The sequence below is a fragment of the Arthrobacter sulfonylureivorans genome (assembly GCF_022637435.1).
Lineage (GTDB): Bacteria > Actinomycetota > Actinomycetes > Actinomycetales > Micrococcaceae > Crystallibacter > Crystallibacter sulfonylureivorans.
The window spans coordinates 1,015,249-1,041,312 of sequence record NZ_CP093326.1 but is presented as its reverse complement, the minus strand read 5'-3'; the positions used below and the strand labels follow the sequence as shown (position 1 = coordinate 1,041,312).

Annotated in this window: 25 protein-coding genes and 1 tRNA gene; 14 read left to right on the top strand and 12 right to left on the bottom strand. The window is 66.9% G+C overall.

Going from position 1 to position 26,064, the window contains the following annotated elements:
• Positions 1-77: 77 nt before the first annotated feature.
• A complete protein-coding gene (locus MNQ99_RS05075; RefSeq protein WP_241914670.1) occupies positions 78-1,184 on the bottom strand; it encodes a GNAT family N-acetyltransferase in 1,107 nt (368 codons plus the stop codon).
• A 249-nt stretch (positions 1,185-1,433) separates the two neighbouring features.
• On the opposite strand from MNQ99_RS05075, the gene MNQ99_RS05070 reads away from it, so the two are divergent.
• On the top strand, positions 1,434-1,880 hold the full coding sequence (locus MNQ99_RS05070) for a universal stress protein (RefSeq protein WP_241914669.1): 447 nt from the start codon (positions 1,434-1,436) through the stop codon (positions 1,878-1,880).
• A gap of 114 nt (positions 1,881-1,994) precedes the next feature.
• Here MNQ99_RS05070 and rplA read toward each other — a convergent pair whose 3' ends face one another.
• The 5 genes from rplA to MNQ99_RS05045 form a co-directional block, all read right to left on the bottom strand.
• A complete protein-coding gene (gene rplA / locus MNQ99_RS05065; RefSeq protein ID WP_127511029.1) occupies positions 1,995-2,702 on the bottom strand; it encodes a 50S ribosomal protein L1 in 708 nt (235 codons plus the stop codon).
• A 261-nt stretch (positions 2,703-2,963) separates the two neighbouring features.
• Positions 2,964-3,392, bottom strand: a complete 429-nt coding sequence (rplK, locus tag MNQ99_RS05060; protein WP_127511028.1) for a 50S ribosomal protein L11 — start codon at positions 3,390-3,392, stop codon at positions 2,964-2,966.
• Between the two features lie 127 nt (positions 3,393-3,519).
• Positions 3,520-4,401 (bottom strand): transcription termination/antitermination protein NusG, encoded by an 882-nt coding sequence (nusG, locus tag MNQ99_RS05055; RefSeq protein WP_241914668.1) that lies wholly within the window; start codon positions 4,399-4,401, stop codon positions 3,520-3,522.
• Between the two features lie 94 nt (positions 4,402-4,495).
• A complete protein-coding gene (gene secE, locus MNQ99_RS05050; RefSeq protein ID WP_241915277.1) occupies positions 4,496-4,780 on the bottom strand; it encodes a preprotein translocase subunit SecE in 285 nt (94 codons plus the stop codon).
• A 99-nt stretch (positions 4,781-4,879) separates the two neighbouring features.
• Positions 4,880-4,952 (bottom strand) — tRNA-Trp (locus tag MNQ99_RS05045).
• 302 nt (positions 4,953-5,254) lie between these two features.
• Between MNQ99_RS05045 and MNQ99_RS05040 the strand changes: the two genes are divergently transcribed.
• The gene (locus MNQ99_RS05040) at positions 5,255-6,475 is read left to right on the top strand and encodes a pyridoxal phosphate-dependent aminotransferase (RefSeq protein WP_241914667.1); all 1,221 of its coding nucleotides are present in this window, start codon (positions 5,255-5,257) and stop codon (positions 6,473-6,475) included.
• A 247-nt stretch (positions 6,476-6,722) separates the two neighbouring features.
• Here the strand turns inward: MNQ99_RS05040 and MNQ99_RS05035 are convergent, their stop codons facing one another.
• The 3 genes from MNQ99_RS05035 to MNQ99_RS05025 all read right to left on the bottom strand — a co-directional run bounded on the left by MNQ99_RS05035 (position 6,723) and on the right by MNQ99_RS05025 (position 9,914).
• Positions 6,723-7,547 carry a type IV toxin-antitoxin system AbiEi family antitoxin domain-containing protein gene (locus tag MNQ99_RS05035; protein ID WP_241914666.1) on the bottom strand — a complete coding sequence of 275 codons (825 nt, stop codon included), beginning with the start codon at positions 7,545-7,547 and terminating at the stop codon, positions 6,723-6,725.
• Positions 7,548-7,917: 370 nt separating this feature from the next.
• Positions 7,918-8,568, bottom strand: a complete 651-nt coding sequence (locus tag MNQ99_RS05030) for a LuxR C-terminal-related transcriptional regulator (protein WP_127511024.1) — start codon at positions 8,566-8,568, stop codon at positions 7,918-7,920.
• Positions 8,565-9,914 carry an ATP-binding protein gene (locus MNQ99_RS05025; RefSeq protein ID WP_241914665.1) on the bottom strand — a complete coding sequence of 450 codons (1,350 nt, stop codon included), beginning with the start codon at positions 9,912-9,914 and terminating at the stop codon, positions 8,565-8,567. The genes MNQ99_RS05030 and MNQ99_RS05025 overlap by 4 nt, the downstream gene beginning before the upstream one ends.
• A gap of 136 nt (positions 9,915-10,050) precedes the next feature.
• Between MNQ99_RS05025 and MNQ99_RS05020 the strand changes: the two genes are divergently transcribed.
• The 5 genes from MNQ99_RS05020 to MNQ99_RS05000 all read left to right on the top strand — a co-directional run bounded on the left by MNQ99_RS05020 (position 10,051) and on the right by MNQ99_RS05000 (position 14,600).
• Positions 10,051-11,961 (top strand): PspC domain-containing protein, encoded by a 1,911-nt coding sequence (locus MNQ99_RS05020; RefSeq protein WP_241914664.1) that lies wholly within the window; start codon positions 10,051-10,053, stop codon positions 11,959-11,961.
• Positions 11,958-12,176 carry a hypothetical protein gene (locus MNQ99_RS05015; RefSeq protein ID WP_127511021.1) on the top strand — a complete coding sequence of 73 codons (219 nt, stop codon included), beginning with the start codon at positions 11,958-11,960 and terminating at the stop codon, positions 12,174-12,176. Before MNQ99_RS05020 ends, MNQ99_RS05015 begins: the two co-directional genes overlap by 4 nt.
• A gap of 154 nt (positions 12,177-12,330) precedes the next feature.
• Positions 12,331-12,573: a PspC domain-containing protein gene (locus MNQ99_RS05010; protein ID WP_241914663.1), complete on the top strand. Its 243-nt coding sequence runs from the start codon at positions 12,331-12,333 to the stop codon at positions 12,571-12,573.
• Positions 12,574-12,848: 275 nt separating this feature from the next.
• Positions 12,849-13,877 (top strand): 6-phosphofructokinase, encoded by a 1,029-nt coding sequence (locus tag MNQ99_RS05005; RefSeq protein WP_127511019.1) that lies wholly within the window; start codon positions 12,849-12,851, stop codon positions 13,875-13,877.
• Positions 13,878-13,898: 21 nt separating this feature from the next.
• A complete protein-coding gene (locus tag MNQ99_RS05000) occupies positions 13,899-14,600 on the top strand; it encodes a GNAT family N-acetyltransferase (RefSeq protein WP_127511018.1) in 702 nt (233 codons plus the stop codon).
• Positions 14,601-14,658: 58 nt separating this feature from the next.
• On the opposite strand, the gene ygfZ is transcribed toward MNQ99_RS05000, so the two are convergent.
• The 3 genes from ygfZ to MNQ99_RS04985 form a co-directional block, all read right to left on the bottom strand.
• Complete coding sequence (gene ygfZ / locus MNQ99_RS04995; RefSeq protein ID WP_241914662.1) at positions 14,659-15,741, bottom strand: CAF17-like 4Fe-4S cluster assembly/insertion protein YgfZ; 1,083 nt, start codon at positions 15,739-15,741, stop codon at positions 14,659-14,661.
• 90 nt (positions 15,742-15,831) lie between these two features.
• Positions 15,832-16,434 (bottom strand): nitrobindin family protein, encoded by a 603-nt coding sequence (locus tag MNQ99_RS04990; RefSeq protein ID WP_241914661.1) that lies wholly within the window; start codon positions 16,432-16,434, stop codon positions 15,832-15,834.
• A 343-nt stretch (positions 16,435-16,777) separates the two neighbouring features.
• Complete coding sequence (locus MNQ99_RS04985; protein ID WP_241914660.1) at positions 16,778-17,530, bottom strand: hypothetical protein; 753 nt, start codon at positions 17,528-17,530, stop codon at positions 16,778-16,780.
• Positions 17,531-17,682: 152 nt separating this feature from the next.
• On the opposite strand from MNQ99_RS04985, the gene MNQ99_RS04980 reads away from it, so the two are divergent.
• The 7 genes from MNQ99_RS04980 (at position 17,683) to MNQ99_RS04950 (ending at position 25,987) form a co-directional block, all read left to right on the top strand.
• A complete protein-coding gene (locus tag MNQ99_RS04980) occupies positions 17,683-18,387 on the top strand; it encodes a winged helix-turn-helix transcriptional regulator (protein ID WP_127511015.1) in 705 nt (234 codons plus the stop codon).
• A gap of 154 nt (positions 18,388-18,541) precedes the next feature.
• Positions 18,542-19,537: a mycothiol synthase gene (gene mshD, locus MNQ99_RS04975; protein WP_241914659.1), complete on the top strand. Its 996-nt coding sequence runs from the start codon at positions 18,542-18,544 to the stop codon at positions 19,535-19,537.
• 58 nt (positions 19,538-19,595) lie between these two features.
• Positions 19,596-21,818, top strand: coding sequence for an RNA degradosome polyphosphate kinase (locus MNQ99_RS04970; RefSeq protein WP_241914658.1), 2,223 nt, complete (start codon positions 19,596-19,598; stop codon positions 21,816-21,818).
• Entirely contained in the window at positions 21,818-22,777 is a 960-nt protein-coding gene (locus MNQ99_RS04965) for an NUDIX hydrolase (RefSeq protein WP_241914657.1), read from the top strand. Before MNQ99_RS04970 ends, MNQ99_RS04965 begins: the two co-directional genes overlap by 1 nt.
• Before the next feature lie 102 nt (positions 22,778-22,879).
• Positions 22,880-24,724, top strand: a complete 1,845-nt coding sequence (locus MNQ99_RS04960; RefSeq protein ID WP_241914656.1) for a hypothetical protein — start codon at positions 22,880-22,882, stop codon at positions 24,722-24,724.
• Positions 24,721-25,128, top strand: a complete 408-nt coding sequence (locus MNQ99_RS04955) for a GntR family transcriptional regulator (RefSeq protein WP_241914655.1) — start codon at positions 24,721-24,723, stop codon at positions 25,126-25,128. Before MNQ99_RS04960 ends, MNQ99_RS04955 begins: the two co-directional genes overlap by 4 nt.
• Positions 25,129-25,225: 97 nt before the next feature.
• Complete coding sequence (locus MNQ99_RS04950) at positions 25,226-25,987, top strand: thymidylate synthase (RefSeq protein ID WP_241915276.1); 762 nt, start codon at positions 25,226-25,228, stop codon at positions 25,985-25,987.
• Positions 25,988-26,064: the final 77 nt, after the last annotated feature.

The window sequence follows — 26,064 nt, the reverse complement described above, 5'->3', positions numbered from 1 at the left end:
CACCCTAGGGAACCGACGTGACTATGACCACCCTTGACGCGGCACCCCCGGCGGATTCCGCTGGCATTGTTTCGGACCTATGGGCGGGCGGCGTGCAGCTTCTTTTGCCAGGCGGCCTCGTAGCCTGCCGGAGTGAAGCCAAGGGCAATGTTGATGTCCAGCATGTTGCTGTTCTCCGCGGCGTTCCAGGTGTACAGCCGGCGTCCCTGCGGCCATGCCTCCGCTACCCGCTGCAGGTTGCGGGCCTTAATCCACAGGCCCAGGTTGTGGCCGCGATGGGCACGCAGCACCAGCGTGTCCTCCTGGAACACCACCTCGGGCTGCTCCGGAAACCACTCGAGCACGGTATGCCCCACCAAGCCGCCGGAGGGGACGTGCCGGGCTGCAACCACCAGGCTCCGACCGTTCATGCGCTGGAGGTTCGCTTCCTTGTGGCGCACCCGGGCCGCGTCCCAGGCTTCTTCCTCGTAGTCCAGCTCTCCGAGGGGAACGTCGGTGCTCATCCGCTGGCGGAGGGCAGCATAGTGGTCCAGATACTCCGCCGGGCAGTTGTCGGTCCACTCCACCAGCCGGTAGCTGCCGCCGGCTTTCGCCGCGGCCCCGGCCAACTGATCGGCGAGAAGGCCGGGGTCGGCGGGTATCGGCATGCTGCTGCGCCGCTCCACTTGCTCCAGCCGGAAGCCGCTCGCCGTGGCGAACCGGACGGCAGGTGATGCCGCAGGCAGTGAGCCGATGCCCGTTTCGGCCTGGACGACGTCCGGGCCCTCCAGCTCGAAACCGGCAGGGTGCTCACTCCAGGCCTGCAGTGTGGTCCGCCCCAGACTGCCGGCAAACGCCTCCGCTTCAGCCAGGAGCCGCCGGCCGATCCCCCGGCGGCGGTACTCCGGGTGGACTGCCACAAAGACATAGCCGTTCTGTTCGTTGTCTTGCAGCGACAGTTCCAGCAATGCACGGCCGACGTGCCGGTCGCCGTCCTTGGCAGCCCAGAGATAGGTGACCGCGTAGTCGTTGGCGCGGGAACCCTCCAGCTTGGCCGCCGGGCTGACCCAGAAATCGTTGTTCCCCCAGATCAGGCAGGTGACCAGGTTGGCCAGCTCCACGGATGCGGTGAAGTCCGCACCGGCTGGACCATGTAGTGTCTCCGGGATCGGCAGCGGCGCGATGGTGATCGACGTGGTGGGCATGCCTGCTCCTCGGCCTCCGCAAGTGATTGAGTCTTGCCAATCACCTTACGGCATGGCGTCCGGCCAGCACCAGAGCCGGTGGTTCGGCTACCAGCCCGGCCTACCTGCAGCACGCGAATCGCGGCTCTACCGCAACAGGATGGAAGGGCCGGGCGGTCCGGCGTAGGCTGACCAGACACAGGACCGGCCCGGGGCCGGATAGAGGCCTGCGCCAGAACACCACAGCGGACACAAGGATCGGAGACAGCCATGGCCAGCGACAGCGCTAGCGGCACAGTCGTCGTCGGAGTCGATGGCTCCGACGCTTCCCTCGAGGCCCTGCGTGAGGCCCAACGCCTGGCCGAACCGCTCGGCGCCGACGTTGAAGCCATCGCCGTCTGGGAGTTTCCACAGATGTACGACGGCTATACGGTCATGGGAATTGACGGGTTCAAAGAGCGAGCCGGCCAGATCCTGCAGGAATCCGTGAACAAGGCGCTCGGCCCGGACAACAACGTCCGGACACGTCTGGTGCGGGGTGCCGCCCGGCAGGCCCTAATCGAGGCCAGTAAAGGTGCCCGGATGCTGGTGGTCGGGCGCCGCGGGCACGGCCGCTTCGGCGGCTTGCTGATCGGCTCGGTCAGTTCGGCCTGCGTGGCACACGCACATTGCCCGGTCGTGGTCGTGCACACTCCGGAGCCCGATAAGACGCACTGAAGCTCCGCCGACGCCTGCGGTTCAAACGGCAGTTGGTTTAAAAAGGCAATGGCCGCAGCGTGATGCTGCGGCCATTGCCGACGGACGCCGTTGCCGGCGAACGTGAAGTCCTGACTAGGCCTCCACGGCCACCTTGGTCACGTTCGGGTCCACGGAGATGCCGGGGCCGAAGGTGGTGGCGACCGTTGCCTTCGAGATGTACCGGCCCTTGGAAGCGGACGGCTTCAGGCGCAGCACCTCTTCCAGGGCGGCGGCGTAGTTCTCCACCAGCTTGTTGGCGTCGAAGGACACCTTGCCGATGATGAAGTGGAGGTTGGCGTGCTTGTCGACGCGGAAGTCGATCTTGCCGCCCTTGATGTCGTTGACAGCCTTGGCCACATCCGGGGTCACGGTACCGGTCTTCGGGTTCGGCATCAGGTTGCGCGGACCCAGGACCTTGCCCAGGCGGCCGACCTTGCCCATCAGTTCCGGCGTCGCCACGGCGGCGTCGAAGTCGGTCCAGCCGCCCTGGATCTTCTCGATCAGGTCGTCCGAGCCAACGAAGTCGGCGCCGGCGGCGATTGCGGCCTCAGCCTTGTCGCCGGTGGCGAAGACCAGCACGCGGGCGGTCTTGCCGGTGCCGTGCGGCAGGTTGACCGTGCCGCGGACCATCTGGTCGGCCTTACGCGGGTCAACGCTCAGGCGGAAAGCCACCTCAACGGTCGCGTCGAACTTGGAGGGGTTGGTCTCCTTGGCCAGAGTGATTGCCTCGACCGGGGCGTAAAGCTTGTCCGCCTCGATCTTGGCTACAGCTGCCTCATATGCTTTGCTGCGCTTTGCCATCTGCTTTTTCTCCTTGTGCAGTTGTGGTCTGCGGACCGCGCTCGGCCCTGCCACAACGACGGCGGTGTTCCCACCTTTGGCGAGCCATGTCGCCGTCGTTTTTTTGAATTGTCTTGGTGGGGCCGAAACAGGACGTTTGTCCTGGACGACCACCGGGTTGAGGTGCTTAGCCCTCCGACAGTGCTCGATTGTGGAGCAGCTGCGGTGCCAGCTTCCGGCGAGTGCCTTGTTCCTCGGCCCTCACCGTACGCGAGCTCCTCGCTACTCGACCTCGATGCCCATGGAGCGGGCGGTGCCGGCGATGATCTTGGCAGCAGCCTTGATGTCGTTGGCGTTGAGGTCATCCATCTTGGTGGTGGCGATCTCGTCGACCTGGGCCTGGGTCAGCTTGGCAACCTTGTTGGTGTGCGGGGTAGCCGAACCCTTCTGCACGCCTGCGGCCTTCTTGATCAGCTCGGCTGCCGGCGGGGTCTTGGTGATGAAGGTGAAGGAGCGGTCTTCGTAGACCGTGATTTCAACCGGGATCACGTTTCCGCGCTGGGATTCCGTGGCGGCGTTGTACGCCTTGCAGAATTCCATGATGTTGACACCGTGCTGACCAAGCGCCGGACCGATCGGCGGTGCCGGGTTGGCGGCGCCTGCCTGGATCTGCAGCTTGATGAGGCCGGTGACCTTTTTCTTGGGGGCCATATCGGGTCCTTCTCTCACATTACGTACCGCGGCACAGGAGCGTGCCTGCGGTGGTGGGCCGCCATGGCGTGGCGGCCGCCCGTGCGGATCCGGACAAAGCGGGTCCGTATCCGCACGAAGTCTTTGGTTACTGGATCTTGGTGACCTGGCTGAACGAGAGCGTTACCGGGGTTTCGCGCTCGAAGATGGTCACCAGCACCACCAGCTGCTGGGATTCCGGCTTGATCTCGGAGATCGTCGCCGGCAGGGTCTCGAACGGCCCGTCGTTGACGGTCACCGATTCGCCGACCTCGAAGTTGACGGTGATCGGCGTGCTCGAGGCTGCGGCCTTGCCACCTGCCTTGCCACCGGCCTCCGGCTTGGCGCCGGTGATGGCGTGCTCCAGCATGGAAGCAACTTCCTTGAGGCTCAGCGGCACCGGGTTGTGGGCGTTGCCCACGAAGCCGGTCACGCCCGGAGTGTGGCGGACCGCGCCCCAGGAGGCGTCGGTCAGGTCCATCCGGACCAGCACGTAGCCGGGGATGCGCACGCGCTTGACCAGCTTGCGCGTGGTGTTCTTGATCTCCACGACCTCTTCCATGGGGACCTGGATTTCGTAGATGAAATCCTCCATGTTCAAGGTCTGGATACGGGTCTCCAGGTTGACCTTCACGCGGTTTTCGTAGCCGGCGTAGGAGTGGATGACGTACCAGTCGCCGGGCTGGCGGCGCAGCTTGGCGCGGAACGCTTCCAGCGCTTCCTCTTCGGTCTGCTCGACCTCTTCTGCGGCCTCGTCGGCTGCGGCGGCTTCGGTCATGCCTGCCTCGGCGGCGGCTTCGGCCGCCTCGTCGAGAACCGGAGCGTCTTCGGCGGCCTGGTCAAGCTCGCTGGCCAGATCGGTACCGGCAGTCTCTTCGGCTTCAACGCCAGAAGCCGCCACCTCGTCGGTGCCGGTCTCGGTAACCTGCTCGTCTGCTTCCAGCTCCACGTTCTCTTCGGAGTTCTGGGCTTCGAGTTCCTGGTCGGACACTTGGCTTCCTGCTTTCTTCTTCAGCTCACTTGGCTCGCGCCGGCTTTTGCGCCGTCGTCGTCGTCCATCCGGACGGCTGCCGCATACACGGGCGTTACTGTTCGGGTATGCCGTCTCCGAAGACGAAGAACGCGGCCTGGCCGAAAACCAGATCCAGCAGCGTAACGAGCAGCATCATGATGGCCACGAAAGCGATCACCACCAGCGTGTAGTTCACCAGTTCCCTGCGGGTCGGAGTCACGACCTTTTTGAGTTCTGCGATGGTCTGGCGGACAAACAAAATGATCCGGGCGATGAAACCGCGCTTGTCGGTCTTTCGTCCGGTGGGGCGTCCCTGGGGACTACTGGCAGCCGTATCGGTCAACCTGGCCTCACTCATTCTGTCCGGTGTCCGGCCCCGGACGGCCTCGGCCGGCCTGAACCACTGCTTCGTGCTGGGATGCTGAACTGCTGCAGTCATATCTGCGACGGTTCTGCGCAGGGCAGACAGGACTCGAACCTGCAACCTGCGGTTTTGGAGACCGCTGCGCTACCAATTGCGCCACTACCCTATGGAGCCGAATAGCGCCTGATGCTCCCGCCGGGCGGGCATGAAACATCATGGCGTTTTCAACACCGGAGATCTAGTTTACGCCAGCGATGCGCCGACGTCGAACCGGACCCCGTTTGCCACCTCCATGAGACGACTGATCCATTATGCAACATTTCCGCCCGCCCATTGACCACCGGGGGTTTCCGGGCCGCCACTGCTGGCGTGCAGCCGGCCGCGGCGCCTCGTCGGACAGGACATGGCCGACGGCCTGCACCTAGACTATGGAACAGTCCTAACACTGCTACTGAAGACGGGAATCCCATGCCTGCCAACGCCCGCGTCTCCCGGCGCATCGCGTCCATCGCCGAATCCGCCACCCTCGCCGTCGACGCCAAGGCCAAGGCGCTGAAGGCTGCCGGACGTCCGGTGATCGGTTTCGGGGCGGGCGAACCGGATTTCCCCACGCCTGACTACATCGTGGAGGCCGCTATCGAAGCCGCCCGGCAGCCGCGTTTCCACCGCTACTCCCCCGCCGGCGGGCTGCCTGAACTGAAGCAGGCCATCGCAGAGAAGACGCTGCGTGACTCCGGCTACCAGGTGGATCCGTCCCAGGTGCTGGTGACCAACGGCGGCAAGCAGGCCGTCTACGAATCGTTCGCCACCTTGCTGGATCCGGGTGACGAGGTCCTGGTCCCCACCCCGTTCTGGACCACCTACCCGGAGGCCATCCGGCTGGCCGGCGGCGTCCCGGTGGAAGTTTTCGCCGGACCGGAGCAGGGCTACCTGGTCACTGTCGACCAACTCGAGGCCGCCCTGACCGCGAACACCAAGGTGCTGCTGTTCGTCTCCCCGTCCAATCCGACCGGCGCGGTCTATTCGCCGGAACAGGTGGCCGAGATCGGCCGCTGGGCCGCCGCGAAGGGCCTGTGGGTGATCACCGACGAGATCTACGAGCACCTCACCTACGACGGCATGCCGTTCACTTCCATCGCCACTGCGGCGCCGGAGCTGGGCGACAAGGTGGTCATCCTCAACGGCGTCGCCAAGACCTACGCGATGACCGGCTGGCGCGTGGGCTGGATGATCGGCCCGAACGACGTGGTCAAGGCCGCCACCAACATGCAGTCGCACGCCACCTCCAACGTGGCCAATGTGTCCCAGATGGCCGCGCTTGCCGCCGTGTCCGGACCCCTGACCGCGGTGGACGAAATGAAGGTCGCCTTCGACCGGCGCCGCAAGGCCATGGTGGACGGCCTGAACGCCATCGACGGCGTGGAATGCCCGACGCCGAAGGGCGCGTTCTACGCCTACGCCGACGTTCGCGGGCTGCTGGGCAAGGAATTCCCGACGGCGGACGGCACCATCCGTCCGGCGACCTCCGCCGAACTGGCCGCCCTGATCCTCGATCAGGTCGAGGTCGCCGTCGTCCCGGGTGAGGCTTTCGGGCCCTCCGGCTTTGTGCGGCTGTCCTACGCCCTCGGCGACGACGACCTGGCCACCGGCGTCGGCCGACTGCAGGAGTTCCTGGCCAAGGCCAAATAAGTCGCCCCGGCCGACCGCCTGCGCGGGGAAGCGGCAGTCGTTCAAAGGGCCCTCGTCTTCGATTCCTGCGAAGACAAGGGCCCTTTTGCGTGCTCCAGAGAAGTCCGGGCTCGAGAGCCCGGGGCCCGCGGGTCGCGCCCCTTAGCCCCGGCAGACCCGGGCCCGGCCCCTGCCGCAGCCGGATGGTCCTGGGCTTGTAAGGCACAGGTTCGTCCGAGGCCTAGGGTCCAATGCTTCGCTATCCCGCCTATGCGACTGCCACAGCATTGCAGGTGAAGTACCGGTCAACTGGCCGCAATACGGACTCTGGATCATCGAGAATGTCTCTGGCAGGCAACACCAGCAGGTCCCGGCCGAGGAGTGTCAGTTCGTTCCAGCGGCGCCGGTCCTCGATGAAGGACGCCTCGTCGGAGTGATAGGCCTTGCCGTCGATTTCCAGCAGCAAGCGGTCCTCAACTTCCAGATCGATCCTGCCGACACCTTCGATCCGTCGCTGACAAACCACCTTGTAGCCAGACGAACGCAGTACATAACGGGCGAGTGTTTCAGGGACTGACATGGATGCCGGATCAATGGCATCAATGACCTCGTCGGCCCGTTTGCTCCCCCGCCCACGGCTGAGCCGGCGCACGTCCTCAACTGTCATGCGGCCTTGGACGACGGCAGACTCGACGACGACCAGTGCTTCTCTCAGTGGGAGGCAATTCAGGACCTGCCGGAGGCAAACGTCAATCGGAACGACTGTGCCGTGTGATTCACGTGTTCGATGCACCTTGCCGAATCGCGGCTTGGCAACGGTGCGCGGAGCACTCACATGGAGCCCGCGGTAAGGCCGGTGCACCCACAATCCGTGGAACGCCGCAGCGCTGAAACACCCGACGGAGGCACCGATCGCCTGGGCTTGAGCGTATTCAGCGACAACATCAGGAACAGCGTAAAGACCAAATCGGATCCGTTGGATAGTCCCCGCGTCAACCGCTTCCTTCATGCTTCGAGCTTTCACACCTGAGTCCCGCAGCCGACGCCAACGTGCAATTCCGCCTTGCTCACGCAGAGCCATCACCGGGTCCATGGCTTTAGCCTGCTATGTGGCGCGAAGTTGCGGCGATTCCAGCCGGAAGGTGTGGATAACTGCTGATCAGTTGTAACGATGCGACGCCAACACTTTGTTTTCCGCCGTCCGGTCGGGAGCGAAGTACCGTATACGCCACATTGCCCCGGCGGATAATCCAGCGCTGCCGCATCTGCACGAGGGGAGCCCTGAAAGTTCCGCAAATGCGAACGCCCGCCAGATCCGGAAGCGCGTCCCGCCAGCAATGTGGCGTATCGCGTACACGGCAGCCTAGGGCAACCCCACACCTAGCGTGCACCGGCCACTAGGTGTGGCCCGGGGGTCGCGCCCTTGTGGCCCCGATGGCCCGCGAGTCGCGCCCCAGTTGGCGCTACAGGATCCGGCGGTCGACGGCCCAGCGGGTCAGCTCGTGCCGGGAGGAGAGCTGCAGCTTGCGCAGCACGGACGAGACGTGGGTTTCAACCGTCTTGATGGAGATGAACAACTCCTTGGCCACTTCCTTGTACTGGTAGCCGCGGGCGATCAGCCGCATAACTTCCAGTTCACGGGCCGAGAGCTTGTCCAGTTCGTCGTCGACGTTGGCCACCGCCGCCGTGCCGAAGGCGTCCAGCACGAACCCGGCCAGCCGCGGTGAGAAGGCGGCGTCGCCGCCTGCCACGCGCTGGACGGCGTCGGAAATCTCCGCCCCGGACACGGTCTTGGTGACATAGCCGCGGGCGCCGGCCCGGATGACAGTGACCACGTCTTCGGCGGAGTCGGAAACGCTCAGGGCCAGGAACTTGGTCTCGCCCAGCAGGGCAGCACAGCCGGCAACCACCTCGGCACCGCCGCCGCCCCGGCCGCCGGGCAGATGCACGTCCAGCAACACCACGGCAGGCCGCTGCTCATGGATGGCCGCGATCGCCTGCTCCACGGTCGCCGCCTCGGCGACCACCTCGATCCGCTCGTCCAGATCGGCCTTCAAGCCGGAACGGAAGATGGCGTGGTCGTCCACGACGACCACGCGGATGGGTTCGGTCACGATGCGGTTCCTTCCTGAGGGTGTTCCAAGCTGAGGTGGACTTCGGTGCCGCTGCCGGTATTGCGGATCCGCGCCTGACCGCCGTGGCGTTCCATCCGGCCGATCAGCGATTCGCGCACGCCCATTCGGTCCGGCGGCACGGACGCCAGTTCGAACCCGGGACCACGGTCGCGGACAAAGACTTCGCTGCGCCCCGGTGTGCACTCAACATAGACCGAGATGCCGCCCCCCGCATGTTTGGCCGCGTTCTGCACCGCTTCCCGGGTGGCATGCACCAGAACCTCGTGCCGGTCGGACATCTCCGCATCGCCAACGGCCACCACGTCCACCGGGTGCCCGTAAGCATCTTCGATTTCCGCGGCCACTGCCTTCACCCGGTCCACCAGGTTGCCTTCTTCCTGCCGCTTGTCCCGGTACAGCCATTCCCGCAGTTCGCGTTCCTGCGCGCGGGCCAAGCGGGTGACGTCCTGCTCCGACCCGGCACGGTTCTGGATCAGCGCGAGCGTCTGCAGCACTGAATCATGCAGGTGCGCGGCGATTTCGGCGCGTTCCGTCTCCCGGATTCGGCCGGAACGCTCGGTCTCCAAATCGCGCCAATACTTCAGCACCCACGGCGCCAGGACCAACAGGACCCCGGCCAGCACGGCCAGTGAGGCGAACAAGGTGGGCCACATGGCCTCCCACGTGATCGACCCGGACACCATGGTGACGATGCCGGCCACCACCAGGACAAGCCCGGCCAGCAACCGCACGGCGCCCTGCGCGCCGGTGGCACCGGCGCGGTCCATCAGTCCGCTGCGCCGGGAATCGTCCAGCTGCATCCAGGCGATCACCGCCCCGGCCGCAATGGCGAGGACGGGCAGCCAGGTGCCCCACGGCAGGTTGATGCCCGCGATCTGTGCGACGACGGCGCCGCCCGCCAGCACCAGGGCCGCGCCGATCAGGATTTCCTTGCCGCCGCGCTGCAGCAGCCGGCGCGTGCCGGTGCCTTCGACGTTCGGTGCAGGGGTCCCGGGTTGCGGGAGAGGTTGGCTAACGGGTCGGCGGGCGGGCGGGGCGGCCTGTCCGTTGCCGTCCCGGTTGGCTGATGCGCCGAATCCCCGGGCGAAGTTCTCCGCAATGTCGCGCGGGTTGAAGGCGCGCTCGGCGGCCAAGGCTTCATCGGCGGCGGTCGGCACCAGCAGCCAGAGCCAGATATAAAGCAGCACCCCCGCACCGCCGGCGAGCGCCAGGGCCACCATGCCCACCCGGACGATTCCGACCGAGACGTTCAGATGCCGGGACAGGCCCACGCACACGCCCGCAATGATGCGGTCCTCGGTCGACCGGATGAGTGGTTCTCGCATGGGTTAATCCAAGCATGCGCCGCAGCCCCCGACCTACCATCGGGCGCGAAATCAGGGGAACCCCGGCCGGGCGGTCAGGGAAGGGTCAGGGTGGCACCCCATAGAGGAAGGTGTGGCCAGTTGGAATGATCTAACTATGACCTCACACGCACCGACCCCGTCCGAGAATGACGGCACCGACCGCACAGACGAACCGGACCAGCAGCCGGCCGTTCCCGAACCTACTCCCGAGCCGACGCCGGCACCCGCATCCGGCGATCCGGAGATCGTCGAAGCAGATGCCGCACAACCGGCGGCCGTGGAAGCCGACGCTGCCGAGCCTGACTCCGCACCTGCCGCCGCTACACACGCCGACGACGCTGCACGCTACGACGACGCTGAGCCCGGCGAGGCACAACACCCCGACGACGCTTCCCGCGATGACTCTCGCGATGCTTCCCGCGATGACCGTGGGACCAACCCCACCGAACCCCTTGCCTCGGGAACGTACCCGACGACGCCGATCGGGTCCGGCTACTCCGGAGGATCGGCAGGCTCCGGCTACGCCGGCGGACCAGGGTTTGACAGCGGCAACGGTGGCTTTCCGCCGCCTCCGCCGTCGGGCGCTGCCGGCGCTTTCCCTCCCCCGCCGCCCGGTGCACCGCTTCCGCCGCCGAGCAACCCGTTTTTCAGCTGGTTTCGCAACCTCGGCATGCCCCGCGGGCAGGACCGCTGGATCGGCGGCGTCGCTTCCGGCATCGGGCACCGGATCGGGCTGGACCCGATCCTGGTCCGCGGGCTGTTCATTCTGCTGGCCGTCTTCGGCGTCGGCGTGCTGCTCTACGGCATTGCCTGGGCGCTGCTGCCCGAGCCGGACGGGCGCATCCATGCCGAAGAGGCAGGACGCAGCAGCTGGACGGCCGGCATGACCGGCGCGGTGATCTTTACCGTGCTGGGCGTGTTCAGCCGGCCCTTCGGCTGGTTCACCAACGACTGGGGCTGGGGCTTCGGCGGGTTCGTCTGGGCGGCCATCTGGATCGGGGCAGTGGCGTTCTTCGTATACTGGCTCGCCACGCGCAACAAGGACGGCGCTCCCGCCGGCGCACCGCAGCACGGCACCGAGGGCTTCCCGCCTGCGCCATCTGCTGCCGGGCCAGGTACGTCCGCGTTCACCAACTCCGCCGGCCCCAGCGACTCCGCCGCTCCGGCCCCGGGCAGCCACTCCGGCCCGTCCCGCTCCACCGGCACCGGCTACGGCACGACCTCCAGTTACAGTTCGACGCCCGCCGCCGGGACCGGATACGGCCACGGCAGCCCCAGCGGTTTCCAGGGCCCGCCGCGTCCGATGTATCCGCAGCCGCGCCCTTACCCGCAGCCCGCACCGGTTCCGCCCAAGATTGGCCCCCGCGGCCCCTCCGGCGCAGCCATCGCGCTGACCTTGGGCGCCGCCATGCTGGCCGCCGGCGCCGTGCTGGGACTGAACGCACTGGAATTCGTTGAGCTGGGCCTGAACGTTGTCCCCGTCGCGATTGCCTCCGCGCTGATCGTGATCGGCATCGGCGTCGTCGTCACGGGCGCCCTGGGCCGCACGTCCGGGATCCTCGGGTTCCTGGCCGCCGTAGGACTCGTGCTGTCGCTGGTCTTCTCCGCCGGAATGCAATGGACCGCGAACAACTTCGCCATCGCCTCCAACCGCACCTGGACCTCCGCTTCCGCCCCGGCGGAGGGCGACGGCTACAGCGTGGTGGCCGGCAACGGCACCGTGGACCTGCGCAGTGTGTCCGGTTCCCGCGTCGGCGGGCCGGCCGTCGTCCCGGTCAACGCGGTCGCCGCGTCCGTCACCGTCATCATTCCCGACGACGTGCCGGTGAAGGTTGAAACACAGATGGCACTGGGCAACGTCGAATACGCCACCCCCGAGGACAGCGGACGGCAGTCCGGTGTCTGGCAGCCCGGAACCTACATCATCAACGACGACGGCGGCGCGCCGGAGATCATCCTGTCCGTCAGAGGCGTGGTCAGCAGCGTCGACATCCTGACCGTTAGCGAACTGGAGCAGACCCGATGAGTACTGAACTCAATCACGACAACGATCGCCGGCCCCGCGTGGGCACCATCATCTGGGGACTGATCGCCGTGGTCGTCGGCCTGCTGGTGGTCGCCGGAACGTGGTGGAACATCAGCTTCAACTGGGCCTACGTCATGATTGCCCTGCTGATCGGTTCCGGCATCGCCCTGGTGGTCGCCGGCGTGCTGAGCGCCACCCGCAACCGCGGCCGGTAGCTCAGGGCGACCCGCGATAACTCCGGGCTGCCGGTTCCGGCTCCCGGCTTCCGGTTCCGGCTCCCGGCTGCCGGTTCCGGCTCGCGGCAGCAATTTGACCAGGACAGCCGAATCCCCGAGTGACAACAGCTCCCGAACACGAAAGCATGGTTCCATGGAAACTTTTTACCGAGCGCTCCGCTCCAGCCCTGTCCGTCGCGGCCCCGACCGCTGGGTAGCCGGCATCTGTGGTGGCATCGCGGCAAAGTTCGGCTGGGACGTGACGTGGGTGCGAATCGCCACCCTGCTGATCTTCCTGTTCCCCGGCATTGGCATCGGCACCTACCTGGTGCTGTGGCTCCTGCTGCCGAAATACGATGGCAGCATCGCGCTGGAGAATCTGCTCCGCAAGTTCTGATCCGCGCGAGCATCGACAACCACATACCGGAGCCTCCGCGGAAGCGGGGGCTCCCGTCCGTTAAGGGGGCTCCAGTCCGTTAAGCGGCCGGGACAGACGGCTCATGCTGGACGGCTTCCGGCGACACCCAGCTGACCGGCCCGGCAACACCCAGCCGACGGCTCGGCGACACCCTCGCCGTCGTTCTTGTGACTGTGGTGAGGTTCCTACGTAGAATCGAGGCGGGCTCAATGGGGTGCTCGCACTGACCGGCCAAGCACCGAGAAGGAGTACCCATGAGGATCGGCATCATGACCAGCGGCGGGGATTGTCCCGGCCTGAACGCGGTCATCCGCGGCATCGTGCTCAAAGGCATCACCGTGCACGGGCTCGAATTCGTTGGCTTCCGCGACGGGTGGCGGGGTGTGGTCGAGGGCGACTTCATGGAGCTGCCTCGGCATCAGGTGCGGGGTATTTCCAAGCAGGGCGGCACGATCCTGGGCACCTCGCGCACCAACCCGTACGACGGCCCCAACGGCGGGCCGGAGAACATCCAGCGGACGTTGGACAAGCTGGGCGTCGACGCGGTCATTGTGATCGGCGGCGAGGGCACTCTGGCCGGTGCACACCGGCTCACCGAGGCCGGACTGAAGATTGTGGGCGTGCCCAAGACCATCGACAACGATCTGGAAGCCACCGACTACACCTTCGGTTTCGACACCGCCGTGCAGATCGCCACCGAGGCGATCGACCGGCTGCGCACCACCGGCGAATCCCACCACCGCTGCATGATCGCCGAGGTCATGGGCCGAAACGTCGGCTGGATCGCGCTGCACGCGGGCATGGCTTCCGGCGCGCATGCCATTTTAATTCCGGAGCAGCGCGTCACCATGGACCAGGTCTCCGAGTGGGTGCTGCACGCGCAGAAGCGCGGCCGCGCACCGTTGGTGGTGGTGGCAGAAGGGTGGGTTCCCGACGGCGAGCTGGGCCCGCACGCCGAGCGCGGGCTGGATCGGTTCGGCCGGCCTCGGCTGGGCGGCATCGGCGAACGGCTGGCCCCGGAGCTGGAAGCGCGCACCGGCATCGAGACCCGGGCCACCACGCTGGGCCACATCCAGCGCGGCGGGGTTCCCTCCGGCTACGACCGCGTGCTGGCCACCCGGCTGGGCATGGCTGTAGTGGATTCGGTGGTGGAGGAACGCTGGGGCACCATGGTGGCGCTGCAGGGCACGGACATTGCGCACGTTGGATTTGAGTCCGCTTTGAACAATTTAAAAACGGTCCCGCAGCACCGATACGACGAGGCAAGGGTTCTCTTCGGCTGAGCCTTCAGTAATCTGGCCGGTATGCGATTGGACGCAGGAACCTCCGACATTGTGCTGCTGGCGTGGGCGCGGTTGCTGGGATTTGCCGACAACGCCTTCGCCTCCGGTGGAGGCCGGCTGACCAAAATCAACAACGACGCCGGTGCGCTCACCTTCGTGCGCCTGTTCGAGCGATCCGCGCTGGTCGGGCCGGAATGGGCGGTGGAGGCGGCAGCCCCGTACTCGGACGACGAGCTGGCGGAGCACCAGACGCTGATGCAGGTGAGCCGGGAGCATGGCGGCCACGGACTGGGCAGGGCGGTGCTGTCCTACGCCGACGATCTACCCGTGGTGCAGCCCGAACGGGAGGTTACCGTTTCCACCGCGGGCAGCGACGTGGCCCGTCTGGAGGGCATGTGCCCGCCGGATGACATCCACGAAGTGGGGCTGGCCGGAATGGACAAGTCCTTTGTGCTGCTTGACGGCAGCACACCGATGGCCGGCGCCGGCTACAAGGAGTGGCAGCAGATCCTCGCCAACGTGGGGGTGCTGACCGCACCCAGCTATCGGCACCGCGGTGCCGGTGCGCTGATCGCGGCGATCGCCGGCCACGAGGCGCTCTCGTCCGGGCTCATCCCGCAATGGCGCTCACACGAATCCAACGAAGCCTCGCGGGCGCTGGCCGCGAGCCTGGGTTTCTGGGACGCCGGAACCCAGACGTCGGTGATCCTACCGAAGGACTAGCCCTGCCAAAAACTCCCGGGGCGAAACTTCCGCGCGAAGGTCTCAGCGCGGCAAGGCCTCAGCGCGGCGCGCGCAGGAACCCGGTCTGCCGACCGACCACCTGGCCGGCGTCGGTGGTGACAATGACTTCCTGGGCGGCGTCATAGCTCTCGTCGCCGTCCACCACCGTCAGCTGGGCCTGCGGATCGGCCGAGCGCTTGACCACGGCCAGGGCGATCGGACCCATTTCGTAGTGCTGCGCCGCGGAGGTAATGGCCCCCACTCGCTTGTCGCCGAGCAGCACGTCGCTGCCCGGGGCAGGCAGCGTGTGCTGGGAGCCATCCAGCTGCAGGAACACCAGCCGCCGCGGCGGATGGCCCAGGTTGTGCACGCGGGCGATGGTTTCCTGGCCCTTATAGCAGCCCTTGGACAGGTGCACGGCGGTGCGGAGCAGGTCCAGCTCGTGCGGAATGGTCTTCTCGTCCGTCTCAGCGCCGAACCGCGGGCGCCAGGCCGCGATCCGCAGCGCCTCGGCCGCCCAGACACCGGCCAACTGCAGGCCGGAAACGGCGGATTCCAGTTCGGCGGCCGGCAGCAGATACTCGTACCAGGTCCGTTCCAGGCCGGGATGCTGCGGTTCCTCGATCCCGGTATAGGCATAGCCGCCGGCGCCGATCTGCGGCCACGGGTCCTGCCAGACGGTCCTACCGTCGAACTCCGGCACCGGCTTGACCGAACCGACCACCGCCCAGTCGGCGGAAAAATCCGCAATGTCCACCCGCAGCATGAACTTCATCGACTCCAGCCACGCGGCCAGCGGCGCTGCCTCGAAGGATTCGACAATCAGCCAGGTACGTTCGCCGTCGTCCACAATGCGGGCGTCGTATTCGATCCGGCCCTGCACGGTGAGCAGCAGCGCCTCGCTGGACTGGCCCGGCTGCAGGTTCAGCAGCAGCTGCGAAGAAAGGGTGTTGAGCCAGCTCAGCCGGTCTTCACCGGCCACGGTCACCACGCCGCGGTGGGACAGGTCCACCACTGCTTCACCGCGGGCCAGCGCACGCTGTTCGCGCAGCGGATCGGAGTAGTGGGCGGCAACGCCGGCGTCGGCCCCGGAGGCTTCGACACCGCCGGGCTGCAGGAGCAAGGGGCTGCGATGGGTCATATTGGGGTCAACTCCTGACGGCGGTGCCGAATTCCCGGTAGACCGCCCCGCGGGTGGCGCCGGGAGGCCCGGTGAGCCGTTCCGGCTGGTTTACGGGCGCTTAGTGAGGATCGCCGAGGCATGCGGGGCCAGATCCTTGCCCTTGGCTGCGGCCACGTCCCAGCGCCAGTACAGGTCATTGTTGACCAGACCGAAAATCCGGGTGGCCGCGCTGTAGTCCTTGGACTGCGATCCGCGCATCACCATGTCCGTGCTCAGCTGTACGCGCGGTCCCTTGATCTGGCCGTAGTAAAGCTCCGAGATGCCGCCGGGGTGCACGATGGTGGCGGTGATGTCAAAACCGCCGTCGGCGTTGCGCAACTCTTCGACCTCGTCGGCCGACTTCAACGCCGGCACGATGTCCGCCGGGACCAGGCCCGGTCCGACGTCGGCGTCGTTGAGCTTGCGGTCCAGGGCCCAGAAGCCGGTTTCCACCGTCAACGGCCGCAACCGATTGCCGTCCTCGTCGGTGAGCCAGCTTTCGGCGGTGTACTGCAGGTAGGGCAGGCCGTTCTGCGTGAACGTGGCCTTCTGGACGAATTGCTCGTCCTCATCCTCGCCCGCACCCAGCCGGCCAGCGCCTTCCCAGGTGCCGAGCAGCCATGACAGCGGCACCAGCTCCGGGGTCAGTTCGGTGGGGAGTTCAATCGGCATGATGAAGAGAGGGGCCGCTTACTTCTGGCCCTTGAACAGGCGGACAACCACCAACGAGGCGACGGCCGCGATGGAGAGGCCGGCGAGGACCAGCAGGGAAAGGAAGGCGATTTCAAGACCGAGATACGACATGGCTCCATAGTAACGGCCCGGACGGAAGGATGCCTGCTTGCTACGTAACCACCCGCTGTGACCTCGATCAACAACCGGGCGAACATCCCGGCGCCCGGGTACGGCACCTTCCCGCGCCGCTTTGGGTCGGCACAGCAGCCCGGATCAGCAGCAGCCCGATCAGCGCCTCGCGCAGGATCAGTGCCTCACGCAGATCAGCACGCCAGCCGGATCAGCGCAGCAGCATCCGTTCCAGGAAGTAGACCAGCGAGCCGGCGGACATGACCGGTGCCGCGCCGGCAGCGAGCATGGCCGGCAGCCGGGTGGGGCCGCCGTCGGCCAGGATCAGCCGCCGGAAGCACACCAGGATGATGCCGACGACGGCGCCCACTACCGCGGCGGGGAACATCGGCACGTTGGAGAACAGCGGGGCGGCCAGCGTTCCGGCCAGCGTCGCCAGCAGCACGCCCAGCGGCGCCACTATGCGGTCCGGCCAGGGCAGCAGGCAGGCGGCGATGGCCACCAGCATGCTGATGCCTGTCACCAGCATCATGCCCGTGTTGGCGGTATTGGCCGAGAGCCGCTCGGCCGCCACCCAGCCGGCGCCCAGCGAGGTCAGCACCAGGCCGGCGCTGGCGCCGAAGGTGGACTCGAGCCGGTGTGGCTGCCCGGTGCCGCGGATCAACTGGATCAGGAAGACGGCCATCACGCCGAGCGCAATCACCACCGCCATCCACAGCAGCGGCATGCCGGCGGGCGCCACGCTGGCGAGCACCGCCGTCGCAATTCCTGCCAAGGAGATGACCACGGCCAGGGTCTTTTTGGCCGGCACCTCCAGCAGCACCGGCCATCCGATGCCGATCACCACAGCGGCAACGCACACCACGGCAGTCAGCGCGGGAAGGGACAGGTAGGAGGCACCGACGACGGCGCACAGTACGGCGGCCGCGGCTACGGCGACGATCCACGTTTTCACGCTAGTCATACTGCCCTATGACGCAGGGGCGGTGCGAGAAGCCGCGGCACCGCAGGCTGCGGGCGCTATACTTGTGCCACCGTCCGGCAGGAGTCTCCTGCATAGTGAGGACCTTCCGGGCCCAGCCCGATGATGTGCGCCGCAAACCCCTTGGAGGAACCATGCCGCACATTCTGCTGTTGACCAACAGCCCCGGCTCGTCGATTGGCGTCCTGCCGGCCCTCGAACTGCTGAACCATAAGGTCCACATTCTGCCGGCCGAACCCACGGCACTGCTGGAAACCGACCCGGCCGACGTCGTCATGGTCGATGCCCGCAAGGACCTGGTCGGCGCGCGCTCGCTCACCCAACTACTGAAAGCCACCGGGCTGAGCGCACCGCTGGTGCTGGTCCTCACCGAGGGCGGCATGGCCGCCGTCAGCGCCAACTGGCTGGCCGACGACGTGGTCCTGGACACCGCCGGCCCGGCCGAAGTGGAGGCGCGGCTGCGGCTGGTGATCGCGCGGGCGCACGCCGGCGATGCGGAAACCAGCACAGAGATCCACGCCTCCGGGGTGGTGATCGACGAGGCCAGCTACACTGCACGCGTGGGCGGGCAGCCGCTGAACCTGACCTACAAGGAATTCGAACTGCTCAAGTACCTGGCCCAGCATCCCGGCCGGGTTTTCACCCGAGACCAACTGCTGCACGAAGTCTGGGGCTACGACTACTACGGCGGCACCCGGACGGTGGACGTGCACGTGCGGCGGCTGCGGGCCAAGATGGGCTCCGACCACGAACAGTTGATCGGCACCGTCCGCAACGTCGGCTACCGCTTCACCCTGGTCCGCGCTTCGGACGAAGAACCGGCCGACGTCACCGGTTGACCCGGCCTCCCCGGTTCTTCCCCGGGGTCCGGCCGCCGCCGTTCTGCCCCGGGCCCGAGGACCCGAAGCACGCGGCGGCGTGCTTGGCGGCGATTCCGTCAGGCGGCGGGCCGCGCTACCCCGCCGTCGTTGCCTGCTCGGATAGTCTGTGCTCATGACTGCATCGGATTCCGACCTGTGGCCCGTGCTGACCATCAAGGGCGCCCCTGACACCGAGACCCTCGCGGACATCAAGGCGCTCGCCGCCGCCGCCGAAGAATCCGACGGGAACCCGCCGCTCTCCGAGCAGACCTGGGTCAACCTGCGCGCCGCGGACTCCGCCGATCTGCTGGTGCTGGCTACCTACGCCGGCGAAGAGCGCTCCGATCCCGCCACCGCGAGCGCGCTGGCCGGCGTCGCCGTCGTCAGCCTGGCCACCGCCGCCGGCGCCGACAACGTGCTGGAACTCGTAGTGCACCCGTCCTACCGCGGCGAAGGTGTGGGCCTGCGGTTGGCCGAGGCCGTGCAGCACCACACCGAACTGCCCAATCTGAAGGCCTGGTCGCACGGCGGCCACGAGGCAGCGGGACGGCTGGCCGCCCGCTTCGGCTTCGCACCCGTGCGCGAGCTGTGGCGGATGCGGTTGACCCACCCCGCGGGAATGCCCGACGCCGAACTGCCGGCCGGCGTCGTCATCCGCGCCTTCGTGCCCGGCCAGGATGAAGAAGCCTGGCTGGCCGCCAACGCCGCAGCTTTTGCCGACCATCCTGAACAAGGCGCCATGACGCTGTCCGATTTGCGGGCCCGAATGGCCGAGGACTGGTTCGATCCGGCCGGGTTCCTGCTGGCCGAGCGCCGGGACGGCGGCGGTTTGCTCGGTTTCCACTGGACCAAAATCCATCCGCGGACCGGCAGCCACCCGTCCATCGGCGAAGTCTACGTGGTCGGAGTGACGCCGCAGGCGCAGGGCACCGGGTTGGGCAAGGCCCTGACCATCGCCGGCATCAAGCACCTGCAGGACGCCGGCGAACACGCGATCATGCTCTACGTGGACGCGGACAACGAGCCCGCCGTGGGGCTCTACCGCAAGCTCGGCTTTACCCGCTGGGATGTGGACGTGATGTATGCAGCGCAGGCTCAGGCTGATCGGCAGGAGTCGGTAACCTTATAGGTAACCGGCGCCTCGATGAGAGGTAAGTCCCGGCCCGCCGACGTCAGCAGGAGAGAGCATGGTTACCGAACCTGAAGCCGCAGCCATTCCGCGCTTAGGGTCCTCCGAGATGGTTCCTGCCCGCGCCACCCAGGACCGCATCGACATTCCGGAGTTCGCCCCCTCGCTGGCACCCGACGGGGACTTTACCCTGGAACGGTTCCTGGACCGGGAAATCAGCTGGCTGGACTTCAACGCACGCGTCCTGGAACTGGCCGAGGACGAGGACCTCTACCTGCTGGAACGGCTGAACTTCCTCTCCATCTTTGCCTCCAACTTGGACGAGTTCTTCATGGTCCGGGTGGCCGGCCTGAAGCGCCGGATCGCCACCGGACTGGCCGTGCCGTCCGCCGCCGGCCTCTCACCCAGCGAGCAACTGGAACAGATCAAAGTCGCCGCGCACAAGCTGCAGCACCGCCATGCCCGGATCTTCGCCGAGCAGATCCGCCCGGCATTGGCGTACGAGCACATCCACATTGTGCGCTGGGATGAGCTGGACGAGGCGGCCCGTACCGAGCTGTCCGTCATGTTCCGGGAGCGGGTGTTCCCGATCCTGACCCCGCTGGCGGTGGACCCGGCCCACCCGTTCCCCTACATCTCCGGACTTTCGCTGAACCTGGCCGTGATTGTGCGCAACCCGGTGAGCGAGAAGGAACTCTTCGCCCGGCTCAAGGTCCCCGACCAGCTCTCCCGGCTGATCTCCGTGGACGGCCCCCGCGCCGGCTCGGTCCCCGGCCGCACCGCGCGGTTCATCCCGCTGGAAGACGTCATCGCCCAGCACCTGGACCTGCTCTTCCAGGGCATGGAGGTGCTGGAGCACCACACCTTCCGGGTCACCCGCAACGAGGACCTGGAAGTCGAAGAGGACGACGCCGAGAACCTGCTGCAGGCGCTGGAAAAGGAACTGCTGCGCCGCCGCTTCGGCCCGCCCGTGCGGCTTGAAGTGGCCACGGACATCAACCCGAGCGTGCGCGAACTGTTGGTGCGCGAACTCGGCGTGGAGGAATCCGAGGTGTACGCGCTGCCGGCGCCGCTGGACCTCCGCGGCCTGGAAGCCATCTACCGGATCGACCGGCCGGACATGAAGTACCCCAAGCAGCTGGCGCACACCAGCCGCTTCCTGAACGAGAGCGAAACGTCCAAGGCCGCGAATGTGTTCGCTGCCATGCGCCGGCGCGACATTCTGCTGCACCATCCCTACGACTCGTTCTCCACCTCGGTGCAGGCCTTCCTGGAGCAGGCCGCCGCAGACCCGAAGGTACAGGCGATCAAGCAGACGCTGTACCGGACCTCGGGCGATTCACCGATCGTGGACGCGTTGATCGACGCCGCCGAAGCCGGCAAGCAGGTGCTGGCCCTGGTGGAGATCAAGGCCAGGTTCGACGAGCAGGCCAACATCGACTGGGCCCGGAAGCTGGAGCAGGCCGGCGTCCACGTGGTCTACGGCATCGTGGGCCTGAAGACCCACTGCAAGCTCTCGCTGGTGGTGCGCCAGGAGGGCGACGGACTGCGCCGCTACTGCCACATCGGCACCGGCAATTACCACCCGCGCACGGCCCGCTACTACGAGGACCTGGGCCTGCTGACGGCCAATTACCAGGTGGGCGAAGACCTCTCCAAGCTGTTCAACCAGCTCTCCGGCTACGCCCCGAAGTCCACCTTCAAGCGCCTGCTGGTGGCACCGCGTTCGGTCCGTTCGGGCCTGATAGACCGGATCGAGAAGGAAATCGCCAACAGCAAGGCCGGCCTGGCCGCCCGCGTGGTGATCAAGCTGAACTCCATGGTGGACGAGGCCATCATCGACTCGCTCTACCGAGCCTCGCAGGCCGGCGTGACGGTGGACGTCATTGTCCGCGGCATTTGCGCCGTCCGCCCCGGAGTACCGGGGCTCAGCGAGAACATCCGCGTCCGCTCCATCCTCGGCCGGTTCCTGGAGCATTCACGCGTGTTCGGCTTTGCCAACGGCGGCGACCCGGTGGTCTACATCGGGTCCGCCGACATGATGCACCGCAATCTGGACCGCCGCGTGGAGGCCTTGGTGCAGCTGAACTCGCGCGAGGACATCAACGACCTGTTGGCCGTGCTGGACCGGTACATGGACCCGGGCACCGCCAGCTGGCATCTGGACAGCGACGGCGACTGGACCCGGCGCCACAAGGACGACGACGGCAACCCCCTCTCGGATATCCAGTCCTGGCTGCTCGCATCCCGGTCCCGCCAGCGCACCCTCAGCCGCCGCTGATGACGCAGAACAAAACCGACGACGCCGGTGCTCCCCCGGGCGTCAGAGTCACCGCTGCGGGGGCTCTGTGCTGGCGCGTCCGCCAGGGCCGCCTCGAAGTACTGCTGATCCACCGGCCGCGTTACGACGACTGGTCCTGGCCCAAGGGCAAGCTGGACAGCGGCGAAACGACGCCCGAGTGCGCCGTCCGCGAGGTCGACGAGGAAATAGGCGTGCAGATCCGGTTGGGCATTCCGCTGCCCACCATCTACTACAAGGTGAACCCCGGGCTCAAGCAGGTGCTGTACTGGGCTGCCAAGCTGGACAAACAGGAACCGGTTCCGGACGGCAACGAGGTGGACCGCGTGCTCTGGTGCCCGCCGGCCAAGGCCCGCGAACTGCTGACCAACCCTTCCGACGTCGAACCACTGGACGCGCTGGAGGCCGCGCACCGGCGGGACGAGCTCGATACCTATCCGTTCGTCGTCGTCCGCCATGCCAAGGCCAAACCGCGGTCCGCGTGGTCCCAGGCCGAGGGCGAGCGCCCGCTGGTGGCCACCGGACGGCGGCAGGCACTGGCGGTCTGCCGGATGCTCTCCGCGTGGAAACCCAAGCGGATTGTTTCCAGCCCGTGGCTGCGCTGCGTGCAGACCGTCACCCCGTATGCCATGCACACCCAGACGAAGCTGCGGACCGTCGACGCCATCACCGAACACAACAACGAACGCAACCCGAAGAAGGCCAGGGCCGCGCTGTTCCAGATGCTGGAGAAGGGCAAGCCGACCGCCGTCTGCACCCACCGGCCCGTGCTGCCGAACCTGTTCAAGGTGCTGGCAGCCCGGATGGATCCGCTGCTCGCCGCGAAACTGCCCACCGAAGACCCCTATCTGCGGCCCGGGGCCGTGCTGGTCTGCCACATCTCCAAGAAGCAGCGCGGCAAGATTGTGGCCATGGAGATCCTCGACGCCTACGACGACTAGCGGCACCGGGCGAGTGCTCGTGCTGCCCGGCAACCCCAACCTATTGACCCCTTGCTGCTTTGTATCAAATACTTGATCCATTGATACAGCACGAGGGGAATAGTGGACTTACTGACCAGCACCATCACCGGCCTGCTGTTCGGCGCCGTCATCATCTACGGTGCGCTGCGGATTATCGCCGGCAGAGCGGGCGCAAGTGCAGCCACCCTCGCGGCGCCAGGTTCAGGCGTGGACCCGGGTACATCGGACGAGGCCGGACGGGATGCCGCGCGGAGGCATGCGTTCTGGACGACCCTCATCGCGTTCTTCGCCAGCGGGCTGGCCGCGGCTTCGGAAGTCGGGAGCATTCCGGCCGCGTACTACGCCGGACAGGCGCCAGGGCCTTCCTGGCTGGCGGGCCTGCTGACTGTCTTGGTTCCGCTGGTCAGCTTGGCTGGAATCTACATCATCGGCCAATACACCTGGCCCAAGCCCCGCGGCAGGGTCCGCCGTGCCGACGTCACCATCCGGCGCACCCGCGACTACATCCCCTCGGCGCTGCTCTCAGTCATGATTGCGGCGGCCGTGCTGGCCGTGACCGCGGCGATCGCCGTCTGGGAGCTGCCGGGGATCGAAGGTTTCAGCGGTTCCCAATCCTTCGACGGTGTTCAAGTCACCGGCGAGCACAACGGCCGCCAGCCCGGCAGCTATTTTGCGCCGATCCTGCTGATCGGCATCCTGACGCTCGCGGCCGGCGTCGCCACGGCGACCACGGTGATCGTGCGCAGACGCTCCGTGGACTCGCTCAACCGCGAAGACAACGACATCCTGCGGCGCATCCTGATCAACCGTCTGTTCCGCACGGCCGCCTTGCTTTTCGCTTCACTCGGCACCATGGCGGTCAGCTTCGCCAATCAACAGGTGCCGGCCATCATCCTCGACGGACCGGCACCGGCCACCGGCTGGGAACCCGCCCAGCAACTGGCAGGCTGGCTCGCGGTCACTCTGATGATCGCCATGGCCCTGTGGCGCCCTCCCCTGCTGGCTCCGGACGGCACCCCGGGCCGTCCGGTCATCTACCGGGGCAGCTACGCCGCGGGGCAGGAGATCACGGAGTCCATGCATACTGCCGCGATGGTCTTCACCGCAGTGGCGCTGGTTGCTGTGGGTGGGTGGGCCAGTTTCGTTGTTCAGCCGGCCACCGTCCCTGACAACGGGAACCCCGTCTTCCCTACTTCGCCCCAACTCTTGCTGCCTCTGGCGTTTGCCGTTCCGGTGGCCGTGTTTTTGGCCGTTGTTGCAGCCGGGGAAGTTCGGCTGTGGCGCGGCCACACCAGATCGTCCGACGCTTCCGGCTCGCCCAGTTACGGCCGGCCGGTGCCTGTGACCCGGCTGATTTCGAGCCCGCTCCTTGCCGCCGTTGCCGGCGGCGCGGTGCTGCTGGCCGCCGCCATCGGTTTCAATGCTGCCGCCCCGGGCCGACAGCCCGACCTGCTGGCAGCCTTCGCCGTGGCCGGTGCTGCCCTGCTCCTGCTCGGCGCAGCCGCCATCCTGTTGGTGCACCGCCGTCCCCGGCTGTTCGAGGCAACCCCGGAGGCGGACAACCTGCTCCGCCGCGTTTCCGGCTTCCGCGTTGCGCGGATGACCGCCGCCGGGATGTTCGCTCTGACCGCCCAACTGCTCCACGCACATCCCGCTGCCTGGGGTTGGTTCCTGGACAGCACCGTCTCGTGGAGCGTGTATCAGCTATCCCCTGGCGTGCATACAGCGCTCCGCATCACCACGGCGGTGCTCTACCTGAACGCCATCGTGCTGGCACTTCTCCCCGGAGCATCGCGACCGCGCCGATCCGTGGCCAGCTATATTGGCCACCCCGTGACTCGCCACTCCGACCACGCTGTCAGCGGCCCTCCCGGCCTTGGCCCGAACCACGACCAGTCCGCTGTCCGCAAGGACCGCACGCCATGAGTACCCAGATCCGGGTGGACCTGGCGGCACCGACTCCCCCGTACGAACAGATCCGCAGCCAGGTAGCCTCGCTCATTGCGGTGGGCACCCTGGCCGCCGGACAACGCCTGCCCCCGGTGCGCAGCCTGGCCGCAGACTTGGGTGTGGCCGCGGGCACCGTGGCCCGGGCGTACAAAGAGCTCGAGGCCGCGGGCCTGCTCATCAGCCGCCGGCGCCATGGCACCACGGTGGCCGATACTGCAGTCGCCCCGCACAAAACCGCAGCCGGCTCGGCCGAGGTGGGCCTCGCCGTCGCACATTTGGTGCGCGCCGCCCGGGAAGCGGGACTGGATGATGAAACAGTTCTGAACCTGGTCCGCGGCCAGCTGCAGCGCCCGCGCGGGAACGCACCGGACGGGCCGTGAGCCTGCACTCCGCCGGCGGCCGCCTAAGCACCCCTGAACTACACTGGACGCTGTGAACGCGATTCCCACCCCGTATGAAGACCTGCTTCGCGACGTCATGGCCAACGGGACGGCCAAATCGGACCGGACCGGCACCGGCACCCGTAGCGTCTTCGGCCGCCAGATCCGCTATGACCTGGCCCAAGGCTTCCCGCTGATCACCACCAAGCGCGTGCATTTCAAGTCCGTGGCGCTGGAGCTGCTGTGGTTCCTGCGCGGCGACTCGAACGCGAAATGGCTTCAGGAACGCGGCGTCAAGATCTGGAATGAATGGGCCGACGCCGACGGCGAGCTCGGTCCGGTCTACGGAGTTCAGTGGCGCTCCTGGCCCACGCCCGACGGCGGTCATATCGACCAAATCGCCAATCTGGTGGAAGACCTGAAGAACAATCCCGACTCGCGCCGGCACATCGTCTCGGCGTGGAACGTGGCGGAGATCAAGAACATGGCGCTGCCGCCGTGCCACGCGTTCTTCCAGTTCTACGTGGCGGACGGCAAACTCTCCTGCCAGCTGTATCAGCGCAGCGCGGATATGTTCCTGGGCGTGCCGTTCAACATCGCCTCCTACGCACTGCTCACCCTGATGTTGGCGCAGCAGGTGGGGCTGGAGCCGGGTGAATTCATCTGGACCGGCGGGGACGTTCATGTCTACGACGACCACGTGGACCAGGTCCGCGAGCAGTTGTCGCGCGAGCCCTACCCTTACCCCACGCTCAACATCCTGCGGAAGCCGGAGAGCATTTTTGACTACTCGCTGGAGGACTTCGACGTGGCGAATTACCAGCACCATCCGGCCATCAAGGCACCGGTGGCCGTATGAGCGCCGACTACAACGCCGGCCCCGCCGCTGCAGCCAGCCCCGCCGCCGCCGCCGACGCTGCACCTGCCGTCAGCGCA